6 protein-coding genes are annotated in these 21,568 nt (G+C 76.6%); all 6 read right to left on the reverse strand.

The window, feature by feature from the left end:
* A partial coding sequence (locus ACFVUH_RS31760) for a type I polyketide synthase (RefSeq protein WP_387916854.1) occupies positions 1–12,290 on the reverse strand: 12,290 nt, incomplete at its 3' end.
* A gap of 95 nt (positions 12,291–12,385) precedes the next feature.
* Positions 12,386–13,990 carry a GMC oxidoreductase gene (locus tag ACFVUH_RS31765; protein WP_387916939.1) on the reverse strand — a complete coding sequence of 535 codons (1,605 nt, stop codon included), beginning with the start codon at positions 13,988–13,990 and terminating at the stop codon, positions 12,386–12,388.
* Positions 13,991–14,110: 120 nt separating this feature from the next.
* Positions 14,111–14,311, reverse strand: a complete 201-nt coding sequence (locus tag ACFVUH_RS31770; RefSeq protein ID WP_355359646.1) for a ferredoxin — start codon at positions 14,309–14,311, stop codon at positions 14,111–14,113.
* Positions 14,312–14,319: 8 nt separating this feature from the next.
* Positions 14,320–15,414, reverse strand: coding sequence for a cytochrome P450 (locus tag ACFVUH_RS31775; RefSeq protein WP_355359643.1), 1,095 nt, complete (start codon positions 15,412–15,414; stop codon positions 14,320–14,322).
* A gap of 501 nt (positions 15,415–15,915) precedes the next feature.
* On the reverse strand, positions 15,916–18,654 hold the full coding sequence (locus tag ACFVUH_RS31780) for an ATP-binding protein (RefSeq protein WP_387916857.1): 2,739 nt from the start codon (positions 18,652–18,654) through the stop codon (positions 15,916–15,918).
* A complete protein-coding gene (locus ACFVUH_RS31785; protein WP_387916859.1) occupies positions 18,626–21,565 on the reverse strand; it encodes an AAA family ATPase in 2,940 nt (979 codons plus the stop codon). The genes ACFVUH_RS31780 and ACFVUH_RS31785 overlap by 29 nt, the downstream gene beginning before the upstream one ends.
* Between the last annotated feature and the right edge of the window lie 3 nt (positions 21,566–21,568).

Raw genomic sequence — 21,568 nt, forward strand, 5'->3', positions numbered from 1 at the left:
GGATGGTCGAACACCAGCGTCGCCGGCAACCGCACCCCGCAGGCCGCGTTCAACGCGTTCCGCAGCTCCACCGCCGTCAGCGAGTCGAAGCCCAGGTCCTTGAAAGCCCGTTCGGGATCGACCTGCTCCGGGGAGGCGTGGCCGAGCGCGGTCGCGATCTGCAGCCGGACCAGGTCCAGCAGGAGGCGCAGCCGCTCGGCCTCGGCCAGTGGGGCCAGCCGGCCGGCCAGCGTGCCGGAGTCGCCCGCGGCCGGGGCGTCGACGGCCCGGGTCCGTCGACGGCCGGCCCTGACCAGCCCGCGCAGCAGGGCCGGGACCTCCCCGTCCGCCGCCCGGACGCGCAGCCCGGCGGTGTCCAGCCGCACCGGGAAGAGCACGTCACCGTCGGTCGCGCACGCGGCATCGAACAGGGCGAGCGCGTCGGCGGAGTCCATCGCGGCCAGGCCCATCCGCCGGATCCGGGCCAGGTCGGCGGTGGCGAGCTTGCCGGTCATGCCGCTGCCCTCGGCCCACAGGCCCCAGGCCAGCGAGACGCCCGGCAGTCCGGCCGCCCGGCGCCGCTGCGCGAGCGCGTCCAGGAAGGCGTTCGCCGCCGCGTAGTTGCCCTGCCCGGCGCCGCCGAGCGTGGCGGAGACGGAGGAGAACAGCACGAACGCGGACAGGTCCAGGTGCCGGGTCAGCTCGTGGAGGTTGAGCGCCGCCGCCACCTTGGGGCGCAGCACCCGGTCCATCCGCTCGGGTGTGAGGGCGGAGACGACGCCGTCGTCCGTCACGCCGGCCGCGTGCACCACGGCCGACAGCGGGCGGTCGGCGGGGACGGTCGCGAGCAGCGCGGCGAGCGCGTCGCGGTCCGCGACGTCGCAGGCAGCGGTGACGGGCTCGGCGCCCAGGGCCGCGAGCTCGGCCTCGAACTGTTCCGCTCCCTCGGCCGCGAGTCCGCGGCGGCCCACCAGCAGGAGGTGCCGGACGCCGTGCTCGGTGACCAGGTGGCGCGCCACCAGCCGGCCGAGCGTGCCGGTCGCGCCGGTGATCAGCGTGGTGCCCTCGATCGGGAAGCTCCGGTCGGTGTCCGGTCCCGGGTCGGCGGTCTTCGCCAGGCGGGGCAGCAGGAGGCGACCGTCCCGCACGGCGAGCTGCGGCTCACCACTGCCCAGCACGGAGGGCAGCACCTCGGCCGCGTCGGTGTCCCGGTCCAGGTCGACCAGCACGAACCGGTCCGGGTGTTCCGACTGCGTCGAGCGCAGCAGGCCCCAGACGGCGGCCTCGGCCGGGTCGAGCGTTGCGGGTGCGCCGTCGGGTGCGGTGGCGTGACGGGTCACCACCACGAGACGTGCGGCGCTGAACCGTTCGTCGGCGAGCCAGCGCTGTACGAGCCGCAGCGCGCGGTGGCCGGCGGCGCGGACGGCGTCGGCCGAGCCCGCGACGTCCAGCGGTTCGGTCGGGTCGGGCGCCGCGGAGACGACCGCCACGTAGGCGGGTACCGGCGCACCGCTGTCGACGGCCTGCGCGAGCACGGACAGCTCGGCCTCGGCGGTGGAGGCCTCCAGCGTCAGGACCGCCGGCGCGGGCACCGCCTCGCTCGGCGGCGCGCTCACCCAGTCGAGCCGGAACAGCGCGTCCTGGCGGGTCCCGGCCGCGACGCGCAGCTGCTCGGCGTCGACCGGGCGCAGCACCAGGCGGCCGACCGTGGCGACCGGCAGGCCCGCGCCGTCGGCGACGAGCACCGACACCGTGTCCGGTCCGGCCGGGGTCAGCTTGATGCGGAGGACGGCGGCGCCGCCGGCCCGCAGGTCCACCTCGCCCCAGGAGAAGGGCAACAGGCCCTGTCCGGTCTCGGTGCCGGAGAGCAGGCCGAGCCAGGAGGCGTGCAGCGCGGAGTCGAGCAGGGCGGGGTGGAGGCCGAAGGCTCCCGCCTGCGCGGCGGCCACGGCGGGCAGGGCGGCCTCGGCGAACAGGTGCTCGCCCTGCCGCCAGGCCCCGCGCAGGCCGCGGAACACCGGGCCGTAGCCGAAGCCCAGCTCGTCCAGCCGGTCGTAGAGGTCGCCGGTGTCGACCGGGGTGGCGCCCGGGGGTGGCCAGGCGCTCAGGTCGAACGGTTCGGTCGGTGCGGGCCCGCTCGCGAGCGTCCCCCCGGCGTGGCGGGTCCACTGCTGCTCGTCGAGCCGGTCCTCCGGCCGGGAGTGCAGGTCGAGCGGGCGCCGTCCGTCGTAGTCCTCGGGGCCGACGGTGAGCCGAAGTTGGACGCCGCCGTGTTCGGGCAGCACCAGCGGGGCCTCCAGGGTGAACTCCTCGACCCGCTCGTGGCCGACCTGGCGGCCCGCGCGCACGGCGAGTTCGACGAAGGCCGTGCCGGGTACCAGCACCACGCCGGAGACCGCGTGGTCGGCCAGCCAGGGGTGGGTGGCCTGCGAGAGCCGCCCGGTCAGCACCGTGGTGCCGTCCGGAAGACCCACCACGGCTCCCAGCATGGGGTGTTCGGCCTCGGCCTGGCCGATCGCGGCCGCGTCGGCGGCCGTCGGCATCCGGAGCCAGTAGTGGCGGCGCTGGAAGGCGTAGGTCGGCAGGTCGACGCGTCGGGCGCCCCGGCCGGCGAGGACCGCGTCCCAGTCGAGGGCGACACCGTTGGCGTACAGGTGGGCGAGGGCGGTGGTGAACGCCTCGGCCTCGGCGTGGTCCGCGCGCAGGGCGGGCACCAGGACGGCGGGGCCGTCCGCCCGCGTCTCCCGGGCCATCGGGGTCAGCACGGCGGTGGGGCCGAGCTCCAGGAAGGCCGTCGCACCGCCGGCCGCCAGGGTTCCGACGGCGTCGGCGAACCGGACGGCGTGCCGGACGTGCCGCACCCAGTACTCGGGGTCGGCCAGCTCCTCGGCGGTGAGGAACTGTCCGGTGAGCGTGGAGACGATCGGCAGCGCGGGCGGTGCGAAGGCCACGCGCTGCGCGACCTCGCGGAAGCCCGCCAGCATCGGCTCCATCAGCGGCGAGTGGAAGGCGTGCGACACGGCGAGCCGCTTCGTGCGACGACCGTCGGCCGCCAGCAGGCCGACGACCTCCGCCACGGCCTCTTCGGTGCCCGAAATGACCACCGACGTGGGACCGTTGACGGCCGCGATGCCCACCAGGTCCTCACGGCCGGCCAGCAGCGGCAGCACCTCGGCCTCCGCGGCCTGCACCGCCACCATCGCGCCACCCGAGGGCAGCTCCTGCATCAACCGGCCACGTGCCACGACGAGTTCGGCCGCAGCGGCCAGCGAGAACACGCCGGCCACGTGGGCGGCGGCGAACTCGCCGATCGAGTGGCCGGCGAGGAAGTCCGCCCGCACGCCCCACGACTCGACGAGCCGGAACAGCGCGACCTCCACCGCGAACAACGCCGGCTGGGTGAACTCCGTCCGGTTCAGCAGCTCCGCGTCCTCGCCGAACACCACCTCACGCAGCGGCCGTTCGAGGTGGGCGTCCACGGCGGCGCAGGCCTCGTCGAAGGCCTCCGCGAACACCGGGAACGCCGCGGACAGTTCGCGCCCCATCCCCAGCCGCTGGCTCCCCTGTCCCGAGAAGAGCAGCGCCACCCGGGCGCCGTCCGGGCCGGCCGCGCCGCGCACCAGCCGCGGCGCCGGCTCCTCGTTCGCCAACGCGGCCAGTCCGGCCAGCAGTTCGTCCCGGTCCCGGCCCACGATCACCGCGCGCCGCTCCAGCGCGGCCCGCCCGGTGGACAGCGAGAACGCCAGGTCGGCGAGGTCCAGCTCGGGGTGCTCGTCGAGGTGGGCGGCGAGCCGCCGGGCCTGGGACGGCAGGGCGTCGGCGTCCTTGCCGGACACCACCCAGGGCAGCGGGAGGTCCACCGCCTCCCCGGGTTCGCCGCCCTCGACCACGGCCACGGCCGGAGCCGCTTCCAGGATGACGTGGGCGTTGGTTCCGCTGACCCCGAAGGCCGACACGCCGGCCCGCAGCGGGCGGTCGGCGTCCGACGAGGACCACGCCACCGGCTCGGTCAGCAGCCGCACCGCGCCCGCCGACCAGTCCACGTGCGGGGTCGGCTCGTCCACGTGCAGGGTCTTCGGCAGCAGCCCGTGCCGCAGGGCCAGCACCATCTTGATCACGCCGGCCACCCCGGCCGCGGCCTGGGTGTGACCGATGTTGGACTTCAACGACCCGAGCCACAGCGGCCGTTCACGGTCCTTCCCGTAGGTCGCCAGCAGCGCCTGCGCCTCGATCGGGTCGCCCAGCGTGGTCCCGGTGCCGTGCGCCTCCACCGCGTCCACGTCCGCCGCCGACAGTCCGGCGTTCGCCAGCGCCTGCCGGATCACCCGCTGCTGCGACGGCCCGTTCGGCGCCGTCAGCCCGTTCGACGCACCGTCCTGGTTGATCGCCGACCCCCGCACCACCGCCAGCACCGGATGCCCGTTGCGCTCCGCGTCCGACAGCCGCTCCAGCAGCAGCATGCCGACGCCCTCGCCCCAGCCGGTGCCGTCCGCCGCCGCGGCGAAGGCCTTGCAGCGGCCGTCCGCGGCCAGCCCGCGCTGCCGGCTGAACTCCACGAAGACGCCGGGGTCGGCCATCACGGTCGCGCCGCCGGCCAGCGCCAGTGTGCACTCCCCCTGCCGCAGTGCCTGCACCGCCAGGTGCAGGGCCACCAGCGAGGCGGAGCAGGCCGTGTCCACCGTCACCGCCGGCCCCTCCAGGCCGAAGACGTAGGCCAGCCGGCCGGACATGACGCTGGCGGCGCGTCCGGTGAGCAGGTAGCCCTCGACACCCTCCGGGGAGCGGCCCGGGCCGGAGGCGTACTCCTGGCCGTTGGAGCCGACGAAGACGGCGGACGGCGTCCCCCTGAGCGTGGCCGGGTCGATGCCGGCCCGCTCGAAGGCCTCCCAGGTGGTCTCCAGCAGCAGGCGCTGCTGCGGGTCCATGGCCAGCGCCTCGCGCGGCGAGATCCCGAAGAAGCCCGCGTCGAACGCGGCGGCGTCGTGCAGGAACCCGCCCTCGCGGGCGTAGGTGGTGCCGAGGTGTTCGGGGTCGGGGTGGTAGAGGGTGTCGAGGTCCCAGCCGCGGTCCTCCGGGAAGCCGCCCAGTGCGTCGGTGCCGTCGGCCAGCAGGCGCCACAGCTGCTCGGGCGACTGGACCCCGCCGGGGAACCGGCAGCTCATCGCGACGATCGCGATCGGCTCCCCGTCGGTGCCCGGGGCCGCGGGGCGCACCGCCTCGCTGCCCTCCTCGCGCTGCCCGCCGGCCTCGGCGTGCAGGTAGTCGGCCAGGGCGGCGGGGGTGGGGTGGTCGAAGACGACGGTGGTCGGCAGCCGCATGCCGGTCGCCGCGGACAGCCGGTTGCGCAGTTCGACGGCGGTCAGCGAGTCGAAGCCGACCTCGCGGAAGGCGCGTCCGGGCTGGACGGCGGACGGGCCGGCGTGGCCGAGCACGGTGGCGGCCTGGGCCCGCACCAGGTCCAGGACCGTGCGCGCTCCTTCGGCCTCGGACAGGCCCGCCAGCCGCTGGGCGAGCCCCGGCCGGCCCGCGCCGCCCCCGGCCCCGGCGCCGCCGTCGGCGTCCGCCGCGGCCCGGCCGCCGTCCAGCAGCCGGCGCGCCTCGGGCAGGTCGTCCAGCAGCGGGTAGCGGCCGGTGACGGCGAAGGCCGCCACGAACCGGTCCCAGGCGATGTCGGCGAGGGTGACCGCGGTGTCGTCGTGCTCCATGGCCCGGCGCAGTGCCTCGATGCCGAGGTCGGCGCGCATCGGGACGATGCCGCGTCGGCTGAGGTGCTGTTCGACGGCGCCGCCCATCATGCCGCCGGTGCCCCAGGAGCCCCAGGAGACGGCGGTGGCGGGCAGGCCCTGGGCCCGGCGGTGGTGGGCGAGCGCGTCCAGGAAGGCGTTGGCCGCGGCGTAGCCGCCCTGGCCGGCGTTGCCGACGACGCCGGCGACGGAGGAGAACAGGACGAAGAAGTCCAGGTCGCGGTCGGCGGTGAGGTCGTGCAGGTTGACGGCGGCGTCCACCTTGGGGCGCAGGATCCGCTCCAGGCGCTCGACGGTCAGCGCGTCGAGCACGCCGTCGTCCAGCACGCCGGCGGCGTGCACGACGCCGGTGAGCGGCGGAACCGCCGGGTCCCCGTGTTCCCCCGGCTCCCCCGGGCCGCCCGGCTCCGCGGACAGCGAGTCGAGCAGTTCGCGCAGCTGCTCCCGGTCGGCGACGTCGCAGGCGACGATCGTGGTACGGGTACCGATGGCCTCCAGTTCGGCGCGCAGTTCGGCGGCGCCCGGCGCGGCCTGACCGGCGCGGCTGGTCAGCACCAGGTGTTCGGCCCCCTCGTGCGCCAGCCAGCGGGCCACGTGGGCGCCGAGGGTGCCGGTGCCGCCGGTGAGCAGGACGGTGCCGCGCGGGCGCAGTCCGGCGCGGGCGGGGGCGGCGCTCGCGGCGGCCCTGACCAGGCGCCGGCCGAGCGCGGCGCCGTCGCGGACCGCCAGCTCGTCCTCACCGCGCGAGCCGCCCAGGGCGCCGGTCAGCACGGCGAGCGCCCGGTCGTCCAGGTCCTCCGGCAGGTCGATCAGGCCGCCCCAGCGGTGCGGGTACTCAGCCCCCACCACGCGCCCGAGGCCCCACAGCTGGGCCTGCAGCGGGCTGCGGAGCGGGTCGTCCGGTCCGGTGGAGACGGCGCCCGAGGTGAGGCACCAGAGCGGGGCGCCGAGGTCGGCGTCGCCGAGCGCCTGGACGAGGGCGACGGTCGCGGCGAGGCCGGCCGTCACCCGGTGGTCGGCCGGCTCGTGCTCCTCCTCCGCCAGCAGGCACAGCACTCCGGTGAAGCCGGCGGTGTCCAGCGCGCCCAGCCGGGCCGCCAGCTGCCCGCGGTCCTCGGTCGGCTCGACGGCCAGCAGGTGGCTGCGCGCGCCGTGCTCGGACAGCGCGCCGCGGATCGCGGTGAGCCGGGGCCGCTCGTCGGCGGACGCGGGGGCGACGACCAGCCAGTTCCCGGTCACCGCCGCCGGGGTGCGCGGCAGGCGCTGCCAGCCGATCCGGTAGCGCCAGCCGTCGACCGTGGCGGTCTCGTCGGCCTGCCGGCGCCAGGCGGCCAGGCCGCCGAGCAGGTCGGCGAGCGCGGCGTCGGCGTCCAGGGCCAGGGTGTCGGCCAGGGCCTGGAGGTCCTCGCTCTCGACGGCCTCCCAGAAGCGGGTCTCGGCCGCGTCGCGGACCGCCGGGGCCGCGGTGGCGGGCGCCTCGGGGTCCAGCCACAGGCGGCGGCGCTGGAAGGGGTAGGTGGGCAGGGCGGGGGTGCGCGCGGGGCGGCCGGGGAAGACCGCCGGCCAGTCGACGTCCACCCCGCGGACGTGGGCCTCGCCCAGGGCCCGCAGGAAACGGTCCGGGCCGCCCTGTCCGCGGTTGAGCGAGCCCACCACCTCGACGGGCGTCCCGGCGGCCTCGGCGCTCTCCTGGACGCCGATGGCGAGCACCGGGTGCGGGCTGATCTCGACGAACACCTGGTGGCCGTCGTCCAGCAGCCGCCGGGTGGCGGGCTCGAACCGCACGGTGCGGCGCAGGTTGCGGTACCAGTAGGCGGCGTCCAGCACCGCGCCCTCGACCGGCTCGCCGGTGACGGTGGAGTAGAACGGCACCTGCGGGGCGCGGGGCGTGATGCCCGCCAGCGCCTCGGCGAGTTCGTCCTCGATGGCCTCGACGTGGGCGCAGTGCGAGGCGTAGTCCACCGGCACCCTCCGGGCCCGTACGCCGTCGAGCTCGCAGCCGGCCATCAGTTCGTCCAGCGCGTCCGCGTCGCCGGACACCACGACCGAGCGGGGGCCGTTCACGGCGGCGACGCCGATCCGCCCCTCCCAGCGGGCCAGCCGCTCGGTGACCTCCGGCAGCGACTGCGGCAGGGCCACCATGCCGCCGAGTCCGGCGAGCCGGCCCAGCACCTGGCTACGCAGCGCGACGACGCGGGCCGCGTCGTCGAGGTCCAGGGCACCCGCCACGCAGGCGGCGGCGATCTCGCCCTGGGAGTGGCCGACGACGGCCGAGGGCCGGACGCCGCAGGAGGTCCACAGCTCCGCCAGGGACACCATGACGGCCCACAGCACGGGCTGCACGACGGCGGCGGCCTCCAGCGTCGGCGCGCCCGGCGCGCCGCGCAGCACGTCCTCCAGCGACCAGTCCACGTACGGGGCGAGCGCTGCGGCGCAGGCGCGCATCCGCTCGCGGAAGACCGCCGAGCCGTCCAGCAGGTCGACCGCCATGCCGGCCCACTGCGAACCCTGGCCGGGGAAGACGAAGACCACCCGCCGTCCCTCGACGGCCAGGCCCCGGGCGGTGTTCGGGGCGTCGCCGCCGTCGGCCAGCGCCCGCAGTCCGGCGGTCAGTTCGGTGTGGTCCGCGCCGACCACCACCGCCCGGTGCTCGAAGGCGGTGCGGGTGCGGGCCAGGGCGTGGCCGACCTCGTCGGGGCGCAGCCCGGGGTGGGCCTCGGCCAACGCGAGCAGAGCGCGGGCCTGGGCGGCGAGCGCCTCGGGGCCGCGGGCGGACACCAGCCACGGCACGGGCTGCGCCGCGCTCCGCGGACCGTCCTCGGCCGAGGACTCGTTGGGCTCCTTGGGCTCGGCGGGCTCGACGCGGTCGACGAGGTCGACGGGGTCGGCGGGCTGGTTCGGCTCGTCCTGGTCGGCCGGCGGCGCCTGTTCGAGGATGGCGTGGGCGTTGGTGCCGCTGATGCCGAACGAGGAGACGCCGGCCCGGCGCGGGCGGTCGCCGGAGGGCCAGTCGACCGGCTCGGCCAGCAGCCGCACCGCGCCCGCCGACCAGTCGACCCGGGTGGAGGGCTCGGCCGCGTGCAGGCTCCTCGGCAGGACTCCGTGCTGCAGCGCGAGGACGGTCTTGATGACGCCGGCGACGCCGGCCGCGGCCTGGGTGTGGCCGATGTTCGACTTGAGCGAGCCGAGCCACAGCGGCCGGTCGGCGGGCCGGTCCTGACCGTAGGTCGCCAGGAGCGCCTGCGCCTCGATCGGGTCGCCGAGCGTGGTCCCGGTGCCGTGCGCCTCCACCGCGTCGACGTCGGCCGGGGTGAGCCCGGCGCCCGCCAGCGCCTGGCGGATGACGCGCTGCTGGGCGCTGCCGCTGGGGGCCGTCAGCCCGTTGCTGGCGCCGTCCTGGTTGATCGCGGTGCCGCGCAGCACCGCCAGCACGGGGTGGCCGTTGCGCCGGGCGTCGGACAGCCGCTCCAGCAGGACCATGCCGGTGCCCTCGGCGAGGCCGAAGCCGTCCGCCCGGTCCGAGAAGGCCTTGCAGCGGCCGTCGGGCGCGAGCGCCCGCTGGCGGCTGAACTCCAGGAACATGCCCACGGTGGGCATGACGGTGGCGCCGCCGGCCAGGGCCAGCGAGCACTCGCCCGAGCGCAGCGACTGCGCGGCCAGGTGCAGCGCCACCAGGGAGGACGAGCAGGCGGTGTCCACCGTGACCGCCGGCCCCTCCAGGCCGAAGGAGTAGGCGAGGCGTCCGGAGGCGACGCTGGCGGTGCTGCCGGTCAGCAGGTAGCCGCCGAGTTCCTCGTCGGCCAGGTGCAGGCGCGGGCCGTAGTCCGGGGTCATGACGCCGACGAAGGTGCCGGTGCGGCTGCCGCGCAGGCTCCGCGGCACGATGCCGGCCCGCTCGAACGCCTCCCAGGCGGTCTCCAGCAGCAGGCGCTGCTGCGGTTCCATGGCCAGCGCCTCGCGCGGCGAGATGCCGAAGAACTCGGGGTCGAAGTCGGCGGCGTCGTGCAGGAAGCCGCCCTCGCGCTGGTAGTAGTGCCCGGCCAGGCCCGGCTCGGGGTCGTAGAGCGCGTCGACGTCCCAGCCGCGGTCGCGCGGGAGGGCGGAGGCGGTGTCCTCGCCGGCGCTGAGCACCCGCCACAGCTCTTCGGGCGTGTCGATCCCGCCGGGCAGGCGGCAGCTCATCGCGACGATCGCGATCGGCTCGTCCCAGGCGGCCACCGTCTCGTCGTCGGCCGCCTGCCCGACCCCGCCGAGCGCCTCGGCCAGGAGGCGGCGTGCCAGGGAGCCGGGGGTGGGGTGCTCGAAGACCACGGTGTGCGGGAGGGCGAGTCCGGTGGCCTCGCCCAGCCGGTTGCGCAGTTCGACGGCGCCGACCGAGTCGAGGCCGAGGTCGCGGAAGGTCCGGTCGACGCCGGCCCCGCCGGTGCCGGCGCGGGCGAGCAGCGCGGCGGTCACGGCGTGGACCAGGTCGGTGGCGACGCGTTCGTGCTCGCTCGCGGGCAGGGCGAGCAGCCGCTCGCGCAGGCCCGGGCGCCCGGCCGCCGGGGCGGGTGCGTCGCCGGGCCGGCGGAAGGCGTAGGTGGGCAGCGGGACGTGACGCCGGGCCGGGGCGTCGAAGGCCGCCGTCCAGTCGACGGCCGCGCCCCGGACGTGCGCCTCGGCGAGCGCGGTGTGCAGGCGGCGCGGCCCGCCCTGGTCGCGGCGCAGCGAGCCGAGCGCGACGGCCGGGCTGTCGGCGAGGACGGCGCTCTCCTGCATCGCCGCGGTCAGCGAGGGGTGCGGGCCGATCTCGATCAGCAGGTCGTGGCCGTCGGCCAGCAGCGCGCCGGTGGTCCGCTCGAAGCGGACGGGCCGGCGCAGCAGCGCGTACCAGTGGGCGGCGTCCGCCTCCCGGCCGTCGATGCGGGCGCCGTCCAGCGAGGAGTAGAGGGGGGTGTGGGCGGTGCGCGGGCGCAGGTCGGCCAGGCCGTCCAGCACCTGGTCGCGGATCTCCTCGATGTGGGGTGAGTGCGCGGCCATGTCCACGGCCACCTGCCGGGCGCGCACTCCGCCGGCGTTCAGCTCGGCGAGCAGGTCGAGGGCGGCGTCGGTGTCGCCGGAGACCACCACGGAGGTGGGACCGTTGTACGCGCTGACCACCACGCGGCCGTCGTAGGGTGCCAGCCGGGGCGCCAGCTGCGCCTCGGACAGCGGCACCACGACCATCGCGCCGCGGCCCGCCAGCGTCGCCTCCGCGCGGCTCCAGACGGCGACCACCCGGGCCGCTTCGGGCAGCGTGAGCGCGCCCGCGAGGTGGGCGGCGGCGACCTCGCCGAGGCTGTGGCCCGCGATGGCCTCGGCCCGCACTCCGCAGGCGCGCCAGGTCTCGGCGAGGGCCACCTGGAAGGTGAAGAGCGCGGGCTGGATGACGTCCACGCCCGCGAAGGGCCGCGCGCCGGGGGCGTCGCGCAGCACGTCGAGCACGTCGAAGTCCAGGTGGGGGGCGAGGGCTTCCCGGCACGCCTCGGCGGCCTCCCGGAACGGGGCGCAGGTGTCGAGGAGTCCGGCGCCCATGCCGACCCACTGCGCGCCCTGGGGCGGCAGCACGAAGGCGGTCCGGGCCGGGCCGGCGGTGCCCCGTACCAGGTTGGCGGCGAGGTCGCCGTGCGCCGTGGCCGCCAGTCCGGCGAGCAGTTCCGCGCGGTCCTCGCCGAGGACGACGGCGCGGTGGGCGAACCGGTGGCGGGTGGTGGCGAGGGCGTGGCCCACGTCGGCCGGGCGCAGGTCGGGACGGGCGGTCAGGTACTCGTGGAGGCGCTGCGCCTGGGCGCGCAGTGCCTCGGGGTCCGCCGCGGAGACGACCCAGGCCACCGGGGCCGGGTCGGTCGCGGGTTCGGTCGCGGCCTCGGTCTCGGTGGCGTCGGTCTCGGGCGTCACGAGGCGGCCGTCCCCGCGGAGCACCGCGTGGATCCGGTCGCCGTCGGCGAGCGCCCGGGCGAGCGGCTTGAGCAGGACGGCAGCGTGGCCGCCCGGCTCCGACGGCCCCTCGACCCCGTCCGGCCCGTCCGGCCCGGGGAGCAGCGGGTCCGGGCCGGCGACGAGCGCGAGGCCGCGTCCACCGCCCCGCAGGCTCGCGCGGGCGGCGTCCACGGCCGCCCGCGCGGACCGCGTGACGGTGACGGCCGCGCCGCCGTCGGCCAGACGCAGCACCGCGCCCACCAGCTCGGCGAAGGCGAAGACCGAGGCGGCGTCGGAGTCGGGGTCGAACTCGGGGTCGTCGGAGTCGGCGTCCGAGGTCCCGGGCCCGCCGTCCTCCGCCGCCTCCGGCGGCAGGGCGAGGAAAACACCGACGCCCTCGCCCGCCGCCGCCGCGGGGACGACACCGGCGTCCTCCAGGGCCTCCCAGAGCGGTTCCAGCAGCACGGCCCGGCCCGGGCCCGCCACGGCGGGCCCGGCGGACGGCAGACCGAAGAACTCCGCATCGATCTCGCTCGACGGCCGCGCCGGGCGACGGGCCGCACCGATGACCGCGATCGCTTCCTCGGTCGCCGTTCCGAACGCGGGCACAACCGAATCGAACTCGCTCATTACCATGCTCCATCGACCTGATGAATGACAGCCAGAACCGTGCTTTTCCGCGCGGACGCAGCGCCGCGTCCGGGAAGAAATCCGCCTGGGCCGGCCTAGGCGACCGTGATGTCCTGCTGGATGATGCGCTCGATATTGCGCTCGGCGAGCGCGGTGATGGTCACGAAAGGATTGACACCGATCGATCCCGGAATCAGCGAACCGTCGGTGACGTAGAGGTTCTGGTAACCGGCGACCCGGCCGTACGCGTCGGTCGCCTTTCCGAGCACGCAGCCGCCGAGCGGGTGGTAGCAGAAGTCGTCGGCGAAGCTCTTCGCCGAGCCGCCGAACAGGTCGTAGCGGTACATCGTGACGTTGGCCGCGTTGATCCGGTCGAACAGCGACTTGGCGGCGGCCACGGCGGGCGCGTTCTGGGCGCGGGTCCACTGGAGCTTCGCCCGGTCGGTGGCGGCGTCGTAGACGAAGGTGCCGCGCTGCGGGTTCTTGGTGATCGCCAGGTAGAGGCTGACCCAGGTCTCCAGGCCGGCCGGCATCGGCGCGATCTCCGCGAAGACCGGGGCGGCCGCGTTGTCCCAGTCGTCGATGCCCATCGCGGGGATCGACGACTGACGGGCGCCGGTGGTGTCCCACAGGTGGTTGGCGCGCGCGGTCATGATGTTGCCGTTGGGGCCCCAGCCGGCCCCGATCTCGGCGTTGAGGTTCGGCAGCGTGCCGGTGTCGCGGGCGCGCAGCAGCAGTTCGGTGGAGCCGAGGCTGCCGGCGCCCAGGAAGAGGTGGCGACAGGAGATCCGCCGGGTCTCCAGGACCTTTCCGGCGGTGTCGATGCGGTCCACGCCGAGCAGGTAGGTGCCGTCGGCCTGCCGGGTGATCGTCCGCACCCGGTGCAGGGTCTGGATGGTGACCTTGCCGGTGCCGAGCGCGGCGGCCAGGTAGGTCTTGTCCAGGCTCTGCTTGCCGTGGTTGTTGCCGTAGATGACCTCGCCGGCCAGCGCGGACTTGGGCGCGGTGCCGGCCGCCTCCCGCTGCATGTGGCCGAAGTCGTAGACGTTGGGCACGAACACGGTGCCCAGCCCCGCCCTGGCGGCCGCCGCCCGCGAGACCCGGGCGTACTGGTACCACTCGGTCTGCTCGAACCAGTCCTGCGGGATGTGGTTCACCTGGAGCATGGTGTTGGCGCGCGGGAAGTACCGCGCGTACATCTCGGCGGCGTCGACCTGCGGGAGCACCTCCTCGAAGTAGCTGCGCCGCGGCTGCACGGCCATGCCGCCGTTGACCAGCGAACCGCCGCCGACGCCACGCCCGACGTAGACGGACATCTGGTCGTAGGCGACCCGGTCCAGCACGCCGGCGTAGGACTCGATGTCGCGGTTGACCACGTCGAGCCAGAGGAAGGAGCCCAGCGGGGCCTCGGTGCGGGTCTTGAACCAGCTGGAGCGCTTGTCCGGGCTGAGCATCCCGCTGTAGACGTTGCCGTCCGGGCCGGGCTGGTTCCACAGCTGGCCCATCTCCAGCATCAGCGTCTGGACACCGGCCTCGCCGAGGCGCAGCGCGGAGACCGCCGCGCCGTAGCCGGTACCGATCACCACCGCCGGAACGAAGGTGGCGTCGGTGCCGGAGGAGGCGGCCGAGGCGGCGAAGGCGCGCCGGCCGGTGGCGATCGTGGTGGTGCCGCCGAGGGCGGCGGCGCTCAGCGCGGCCATGCCGAGCAGGCGGCGGCGGGACAGGCTCTGGTTCTCGGACACGCTCGCGGTACCTGGCCTTCCGACCCGGGGGCACCGGGTCCTCGTGGAAACGGGGTCTGGGCGTACGGCCGGCGGGGTTCAGCCGTTCTCGTGCACCGTGATGGCCGTGCACGGGCAGCGGTGCGCGGCTTCGCGGACGGCGGGGTGGAGGGCGGCCGGCGGCTCGGGGTCGAGCAGGACGACGGTGCCGTCCGCGTCGTCCTGGTCGAACACCTCGGGCGCGGTCAGCGTGCACATGCCCGCGCTGCAGCAGAGTTCCTCGGAGATCTCGATCCGCATCGGACGGGCTACCAGGCCACCGGGAGCCGGTAGACGCCGTAGACCTGCATGTCGTGGCGGAGTCCGACCTCCTCGGCCGGCACCGCCAGGCGCAGCCCGGGGAAGCGCCGCAGCAGCGCGGTCAGCCCGGAGCGCAGCTCGATCCGGGCGAGCTGCTGGCCCAGGCACTGGTGGACGCCGTGGCCGAAGGCGAGGTGGTTGGCCATCTCCCGGGTGATGTCCAGGTCCTCGGGGTCGGTGTACCGCTCGGGGTCGCGGTTGGCGGCCGCCAGGGAGATCATGACCACCTCGCCGGCCTTGACCAGGGTGCCGTCGATCTCGACGTCCTCCAGCGCGGCGCGCGTCGGGCCGTGGTGCACGATGCTCAGGTAGCGCAGCAGTTCCTCCACCGCGCCCTCCACCAGCGAGGGGTCGGCGCGCAGGGCGGCCAGCTGCTCGGGGTGGTTGAGCAGCGCGAAGGTGCTCAGGCCGATCTGGTTGGCGGTGGTCTCGTGGCCGGCGACCAGCAGCAGGAAGGCGATCGAGGTGACTTCCTCGTCGGTGAGGTTGCCCTCGCCGGTGATCAGGCCGCTCAGCAGGTCGTCGCCGGGCTCGGCCCGCTTCGCCAGGACCAGGCCGTGCAGGTAGGAGCCGAGGCTGCCGAAGGCCGCCGTGACGTCCTCGATGGAGGCGCCGAAGCTGCTCCACACCTCGGCGTCGTGGTGGAACTTGGCGCGGTCCTCGTAGGGCACGCCGAGCAGTTCGGTGATCACCAGGGTGGGGATCGCCAGCGCGAAGTGCTCGAAGAGGTCGGCCGGGGAGCCGATCCGCTCCATCTCGTCCAGCCGCTCCTCGATGATCCGCTCGATCCACTCGGTGAGCAGGCGCATCCGGCGGACGGTGAACTGGCCGACGAGCAGCTTGCGGTAGCGCTGGTGCTCGGGGGCGTCGTGCTGGATGAACATGCCGGGCGGGGCCGCCGGTGCTTCCTCCAGCACCGCGGAGCGCGGAACCGGCGGGTGCTTGAGTTCGCCCCGGGCGCTGAACCGGGAATCGGCGAGCACCGCCCGGGCGGTGGAATATCCGGTCACCAGCCAGCCGAGGTGGCCGTCCGCGAATGCCATCCGGGATATCGGGGCCGTTTCCCGCAGTTTCCGGATCTCGGCCGGCGGATTGAAGAATCCCTCGCGGACCGTCGTGAAAGTCATGGGCCGTGCCGCGGTCATATTTCGCCTTCCAGGAGTTCCTGAGGATTCGCACGGGCACGGGGGCCACCTCACCCCGTGCCGCAATGCGCCGTGCCAGCCGCGGTCATGACACTATGAAGGCGAAAGGAAGACTGTCAACGAAATCCAATACCCGCGGCACTAACCCTGTGGAGGCGGCGCGGGGGTTCGGTTACCCGGGGGTTCGGCGGGGACTTCGGTTCGGTTCGGTACGGTCGGCCGACGGTGTGATCTGGGCCGCTTCGGTTCGGTACGGTCGGCCGCGGGGCGGCCCGGCGCGCTCCGGTTCGGTACGGCCGCGGTACGGCCGCGGTCCGGGGACGGCCACCGACGGCCCCGGCGGACCCGACGGACCCGGAACCGTCCCCGACGGCCCCGGCCACCCGGGGCCGTACCGGCTCAGGCCGGCGGCGCCGCGTCGCTCGGCAGCAGGTGCGCCACACCGGCGAGTTCGGCCCGCCCCGCGACGTCCAGCTTGCGGTAGGCCTGGGTCAGGTGCTTCTCGACCGCCCGCGTGCTCACCTCCAGCCTGCCGGCGATCTCCTTGTTGGACACCCCCTGCGCGGCGAGCGCGGCGACCCGGCGCTCGGCCCGGGTCAGTGTGGCCGGCCCCAGCGACTGGGCCAGCTCCCGCAGTTCACGCGCGGCCAGGTCCGCCAGCCGGGGCGCGCCACCGGCCAGCGCCTGCTCCCGGCCCCGGCGCAGGTGCGCCTCGGCCTCCGGCCGCCCCTGCGCCCGCAGCCGCCGGCCGAGCAGCACGCCGGTCCTGGCCCGTTCCATCCCGTTGACCGCCCCCTCCAGGGTGGTCAGCGAGGCCCGCAGCAGTTCGATGCCGCCCTCGCCCTCGGTCAGTTCGCCCTTGACCCGCTGAGCCCGTCCGATCGGCCCGGGCGCGCCCCAGGCCAGTGCCCGGGCCAGCTCCTCGTCGACCAGTTCGTGGGCCCGGGCGCCCTGGCCCATCCGCAGCCACAGGCCGGCCGCCCAGGTCCGCCAGGGGACCACCGCGGGGTTGCGCCAGTCGGCCCGCTCGACCGAACGTCCCCAGTCCAGCACGTACTCCAGCGCGGTCGGCAGGTCGCCGCGGGCCGCCGCGCCCGAGGCGCGCACCAGTTGCAGCATCGAGGGGCTGTGGCCGTGGTCGATGCTCTCGCCGTAGGCCTCCAGCAGGCGCTCCGTCAGCTCGCCGTCGGTGGTCTCGATGGCGGCCCGGACCACGGCGGCCATCGACTGGATCGGTGCCCACTGCGCCGCCCCCAGGTCCAGCACCTCGCGTGCCTGCGCCCGGGCCCGGGCGAACAGGCCCTGGGCCAGCAGCAGCTGGGTGAGTTCCAGGCCGATCAGCGCCTGCGGCACGGGCGCCCGCTCACGGCGGGCCGCCTCCCCGGCGGCCTCCAGCCAGGGGCCGACGGTCTCGATCGAGTCCGTCGCGATCAGGGTGTCGGTCAGCAGCGGCAGGGTGGTGTACACATGGGCCGGCGAGGCGGGCTCGTAGCACAGGATCCGGTTCGCCAGCGGAGCGACCTCCGCGGCCGTCAGCCGCTGGGCCACGGTGGCGCCGTGCAGCAGGACGGTGACCAGCTCGCGCTCGGCCGCCGTCTCCAGCGGCGGCGTGGGGCCGAGCGTGCGCAGCCGCTCGGCGGATCCGGCGAGCAGTCCGGGGCCGGCCACCGTCACGTGCCGCAGCCGCGCCTCGATCCGCAGGGCCGGTTCACGGTCGTCGCCGGCCTGCGCGGGCGCCCCGGCCAGCTCCTCGGCCGCCTTCGCGACCAGTTCGACGCTGGGCGGCGGGCAGCCGCCGAGCAGCGCGGGGGGAAGCCACCGCACCGCCAGGGCCCGCTGCTCGGCCGACGGGAGCAGCAGCAGGGCCTGCACGACGTGCCGCATGGCCGCCGCCGGGTCGAAGGTCCGTTCGATGGCGGCCAGGTCCAGCAGCAGGGCGGCCCGCTCCGGTCCGGTCGCCGCCCCGTCCAGCAGCAGCCGCCGCAGGTAGCGCGCGGCGTCCGCCGGGGCCGCTCGGCGCACCGCCGCCACCGCGGCCGAGCGCAGGACCTCGGCCGCCCAGCCGTCCTGGCACCAGGTGGTGGCCAGCAGCTGGGCCGCCGCCTGCTCGACCGGGTAGCCCGCGTCGTGGAGCAGGACGGCGGCGCGGCGGCGGCTGTCCTCCTGCTCCGCCGGTGACATCGACTCCTCGACCGTCTCCCGGACGTACCGGTGGACGAAGTTCAGGGTCCGGCCGCAGCTCAGCAGGCCGAGGCGGCACAGCACCCCGACCGCCTCGGAGCAGCCGGTCCCGTCGAGCCCGGCCAGCCGGCCCACGAGTTCCGGGTCCGCGTCCTCCCCGAGCACGGCGAGCGCCTTCACCACAGCCCTGACGGGTGCGGGCTGGGCCGCCAGCGCGGCGAGCAGCCGCTCGCGCACGGCCGGCAGCCGCAGCCCCGCGACCGCCTCCACCGGGTCGGCGAACACGCCTCCCGCCTCGACCAGTTCGGCCAGCACCGCGGTCAGCAGCATCGGGTTGCCGGCGCAGGCCTCGTGGCAGGCGGCGGCCAGCGCGGGGTCCGCCAGCCGGTCCAGCCGCTCGGCCACCAGCGCCGCCGTGTCCGCCGCGAGGAGCGGTTCCAGCCGCAGCACGCGCGAGGCGCTGTCGGACAGCGCGTGGATCCGCGGCTGCTCCGCGTCCGGATCGCCGTCGCGCACGGCGACGACGAGCAGGATGCCCAGGCTCGCCGGCCGCCGCGCGAGCCGGCCGAGCCAGCGCAGCGAGGCGGCGTCGGCCCACTGGAGGTCGTCCACCAGGAGCAGCAGCGGCTCGCGGGCGCTGAACTCGGCCACCGCGGCGGCCAGTTCCGCGAAGAACCGGGCGTCGTACGGTGGTTCGAGGGCCGCCCCGGGCAGCAGCGGCTCCAGCAACTGGTCCACCACCCCGAGGGTCAGCTCGCGTTCCAGGACGGCCCCGCTGGCGCTGAGCACCCGCAGGCCGCGCCGGCGCGCGAGCGGCGGCAGCGCCCTCAGCAGCGCCGTCCGGCCGGTCCCGATCCCGCCGGTGACGACGAACAGTGAGCCCCGGCCCCGCCCGGCCGCCTCCATCGCCGCGGTGAGTGCGGCGAGTTCACGCCGCCGGCCGAACAGGCGCGCCATCCTCGGTCCTTTCGTCATGTCCCGGCGCCGAGGCCAGCGCCGGGGCCAGCTCGGGTCGCCCGGAGATGCCCAACTTGCGGTACGCCTTGGTCAGATGCAGTTCGACGGTGCGCAGCGTCACCGACAGTTCGGTCGCGATGGCGCGGTTGGCCAGTCCTTCGGCGGCAAGCGCGGCGACGCGCCGCTCGGCGGTGGTCAGCGCCTGCCGGCCCGGCCGCGCCGCCGCCTCCGCATCCGTCGCTGCCCCGGGTCGCGGCCGGCCGGCTACCGAGGGCGCCACGGTCCCCGGCGCCGTTCGCCCCGGCGGCGCCGGCGGACCGGCCGGCGCGCGACCGGCCGGCGCGGGTCCGCTCCTCAGCAGGCCGTCGACGGCCCCCGGGCCGGACACCGCCGCCGTCCCCACCGCGACCAGCGCCTGCCGGTACTGCCAGCTCGCGGGTTCACCCCGGGCCGGGTGCCCGGCCCCGGGGTCCGCCGTACGCGCCCGGCCGGGCGCCGCCGGGCCCGGGCCCCGGCCCGGTTCCCGCTCGACGGCGCCCGCGGCCCGCAGCGCCCGCGCGAGCGTGCGCGGCGCGCCCCAGACCAGGGCGAGACGGCGCTCCTCGGCGATCAGTCCGGCCGCCCCGGCGTCGTCCGCGAGCAGTGCCCGGGCCCGCGCGGCCGCCGAACGCCAGGGCAGCAGGGCGGGGTTGGCCACCTGCCGGGCGAGCAGCAGCCGCCCGCACTCGTGCAGGTCGCCCAGTGCCCCCTCGGCGTCCGCGCCGGCCAGCCGCACCCGGCCGCGGGCATAGGCCAGGTAGGCGCGGGCCATGCCGCCCCCGGCCTCCTCCGGCCGCGCCGCCGCGGCCGAGCGCTCCGCCCCGGCCAGGTCGCCCCGCGCCAGGTGCGCCATCGTCCGCAGGGCCGGCAGTGCCGGGGCCAGCAGCGGGTGCGCGCAGCGCTCCGGCAGTACCTCCTCGGCCCGGTCCAGCAGCACCGCGGCCTCCTCGGCGCGGTCCTCGCCCAGCGTCGCCAGCGCCTTGATCAGCAGCGCCAGGGCGGCCACCGCCCGGGCGTTGGAGCGGTGCGCGCGGGCCAGCACGGCGTCCAGGCCCAGCTGCGCCTCGGCCACGTCCTCGGTGAGGACGAGCGCGTGGCAGGCCGCCACCTGGGCGGCCAGCGGCGTCCCGTCCAGCACCGCCGGGGCGAGCGCCGCGCGGGCCAGCTCCCTGGTCCGGGTGAGGTCCCGTCCGCGCAGCGCCGACAGCCAGGCGGCGGCCCCCGCCTCCGCGGGTTCGACGGGCCGGCGGGGCAGCTCGGCCACCGCCGGACGGTGCGGCTCCCGCGCCGCCCCGTCCTGGCCGTGCCGGGCGATCCAGAACAGCGCCCGCAGCGCGGCGCGGTCCCGGGCGCCGACACCCGGGACGGCGCAGACCCCGGCGATCAGCGGCACCGCCGAGGCGAAGTCGCCCCGCGCCACCAGCAGGTCGGCCGCGCGCACCCAGGCGGGCCCGGCGCTCGGGTCGACCGGGTCGAGCAGCGCCTGGTGCAGGAAGCGGTCGCTGCCCTCCGGCGAGGCGGGAAGCGCCAGGATGCTCAGCTCGGTGAGGATCTCCACCCGCAGGCGCGGGCCCACGGGTTCGCGCAGCGCGCGCCGCAGCAGCCGGACCGATGCCTCCTGATCGCCGGCGGCCCGCAGCCGCGCCGCTTCCCGGCGCAGCACCTCCACCGCCCAGGGCGCGCCGATCACCCGGGCGCCGAGCAGCATCCTGGCCGGCGTGCCGTCCGGGAGGGCCGCCCGGTTCGCCAACTCGGCCGCGCAGGCGAACAGTTCCTCGCGCTGCTCGGCGCCGAGGCCGGCCAGGGCGGCCTCGGCGGCCCGCTCGGACCGGAACGCCGGGCGCTCCCCCGGTGCCAGCAGGCCGGTCCCGGAGAGGAGTTCCAGGGCCCGCGCGGTGTCCATCGACCGAGGCCACACCAGGGCGGCGATCATGTCCGGGGTGCCGTCGCTCCCGCACACCGCGATCGCCCGCAGCACGTCCAGCAGCGCCTCGGGCAGGACGCCCAGGGTACGGACCGCGCGGTCGCGGACCGCCTCCGTCGCGTACTCGCGCAGCCGCGCCGCCCGGTCGGGTGCCGCCGGCCGGTCCGGCCCGGCGTGGCGGTCGGGCCGGGCGAGGAGGTCGGCGACCACCCGCAGCACGGCGGGGTTGCCGTCCACGGCGAGCGCCGCGGCCTCGGCGAGCTCCGGCTCGACCGGCTCCCCGAGCGCCCCGGCCAGCAGTTCGCCCGCCCCGGCCGGCGACAGCGGGTCGAGTACGAGGGTGTGGGCGGCGACGGTCCCCGGGTCGGCGAGCGGGCACAGTTCGATCCGCTCGCCGGGCCCCGGCGCCAGCGCGTCGCTGCGCGCGGTCAGCAGCAGGACCGGGGCACCGGCCAGCCGGCGCGCCAGCGCCTGGAGGAGGCGCAGCGACTCCACGTCGGCCCACTGCACGTCGTCGACCACGACCAGCAGCGGCCGGTCGCGGGCCGCCGCGAGGAAGGCGCGGCAGAGCCGCCCGGACAGGGCGGCGTCCGGCGCCGCGCCGGGCCGCAGCAGCTCCCGCGCCAGCGGCGAGTCCCGCGGCGCGATCGCCGCGTGCAGCTGGGCGGCCACCGCGTGGCGCACCCCCGTCTCCTCCCAGCACGCCTGAGCGGCGGCGACCCGCACCCCGGCCGCGGTGGCCAGCTCCTCGGCCCGGCGCAGCAGCGCGCTGCGTCCGGCACCGGGCACGCCCCGCACCTCGACCAGCGCCGAACGCCCGTCCCGCAGCCCGCGGAGCAGGTCGTCCAGCAGCCGCTGCTCCCGGTCCCGCTCGACCAGCCGTCCGCTCGGCCCGCAGGTGCCGGCCGGTGTCCGGCGTGCCGCTTCCTCGGTCCTCCCCTTGACCACTGC

The sequence above is a fragment of the Kitasatospora sp. NPDC058032 genome (assembly GCF_042885845.1).
Lineage (GTDB): Bacteria > Actinomycetota > Actinomycetes > Streptomycetales > Streptomycetaceae > Kitasatospora.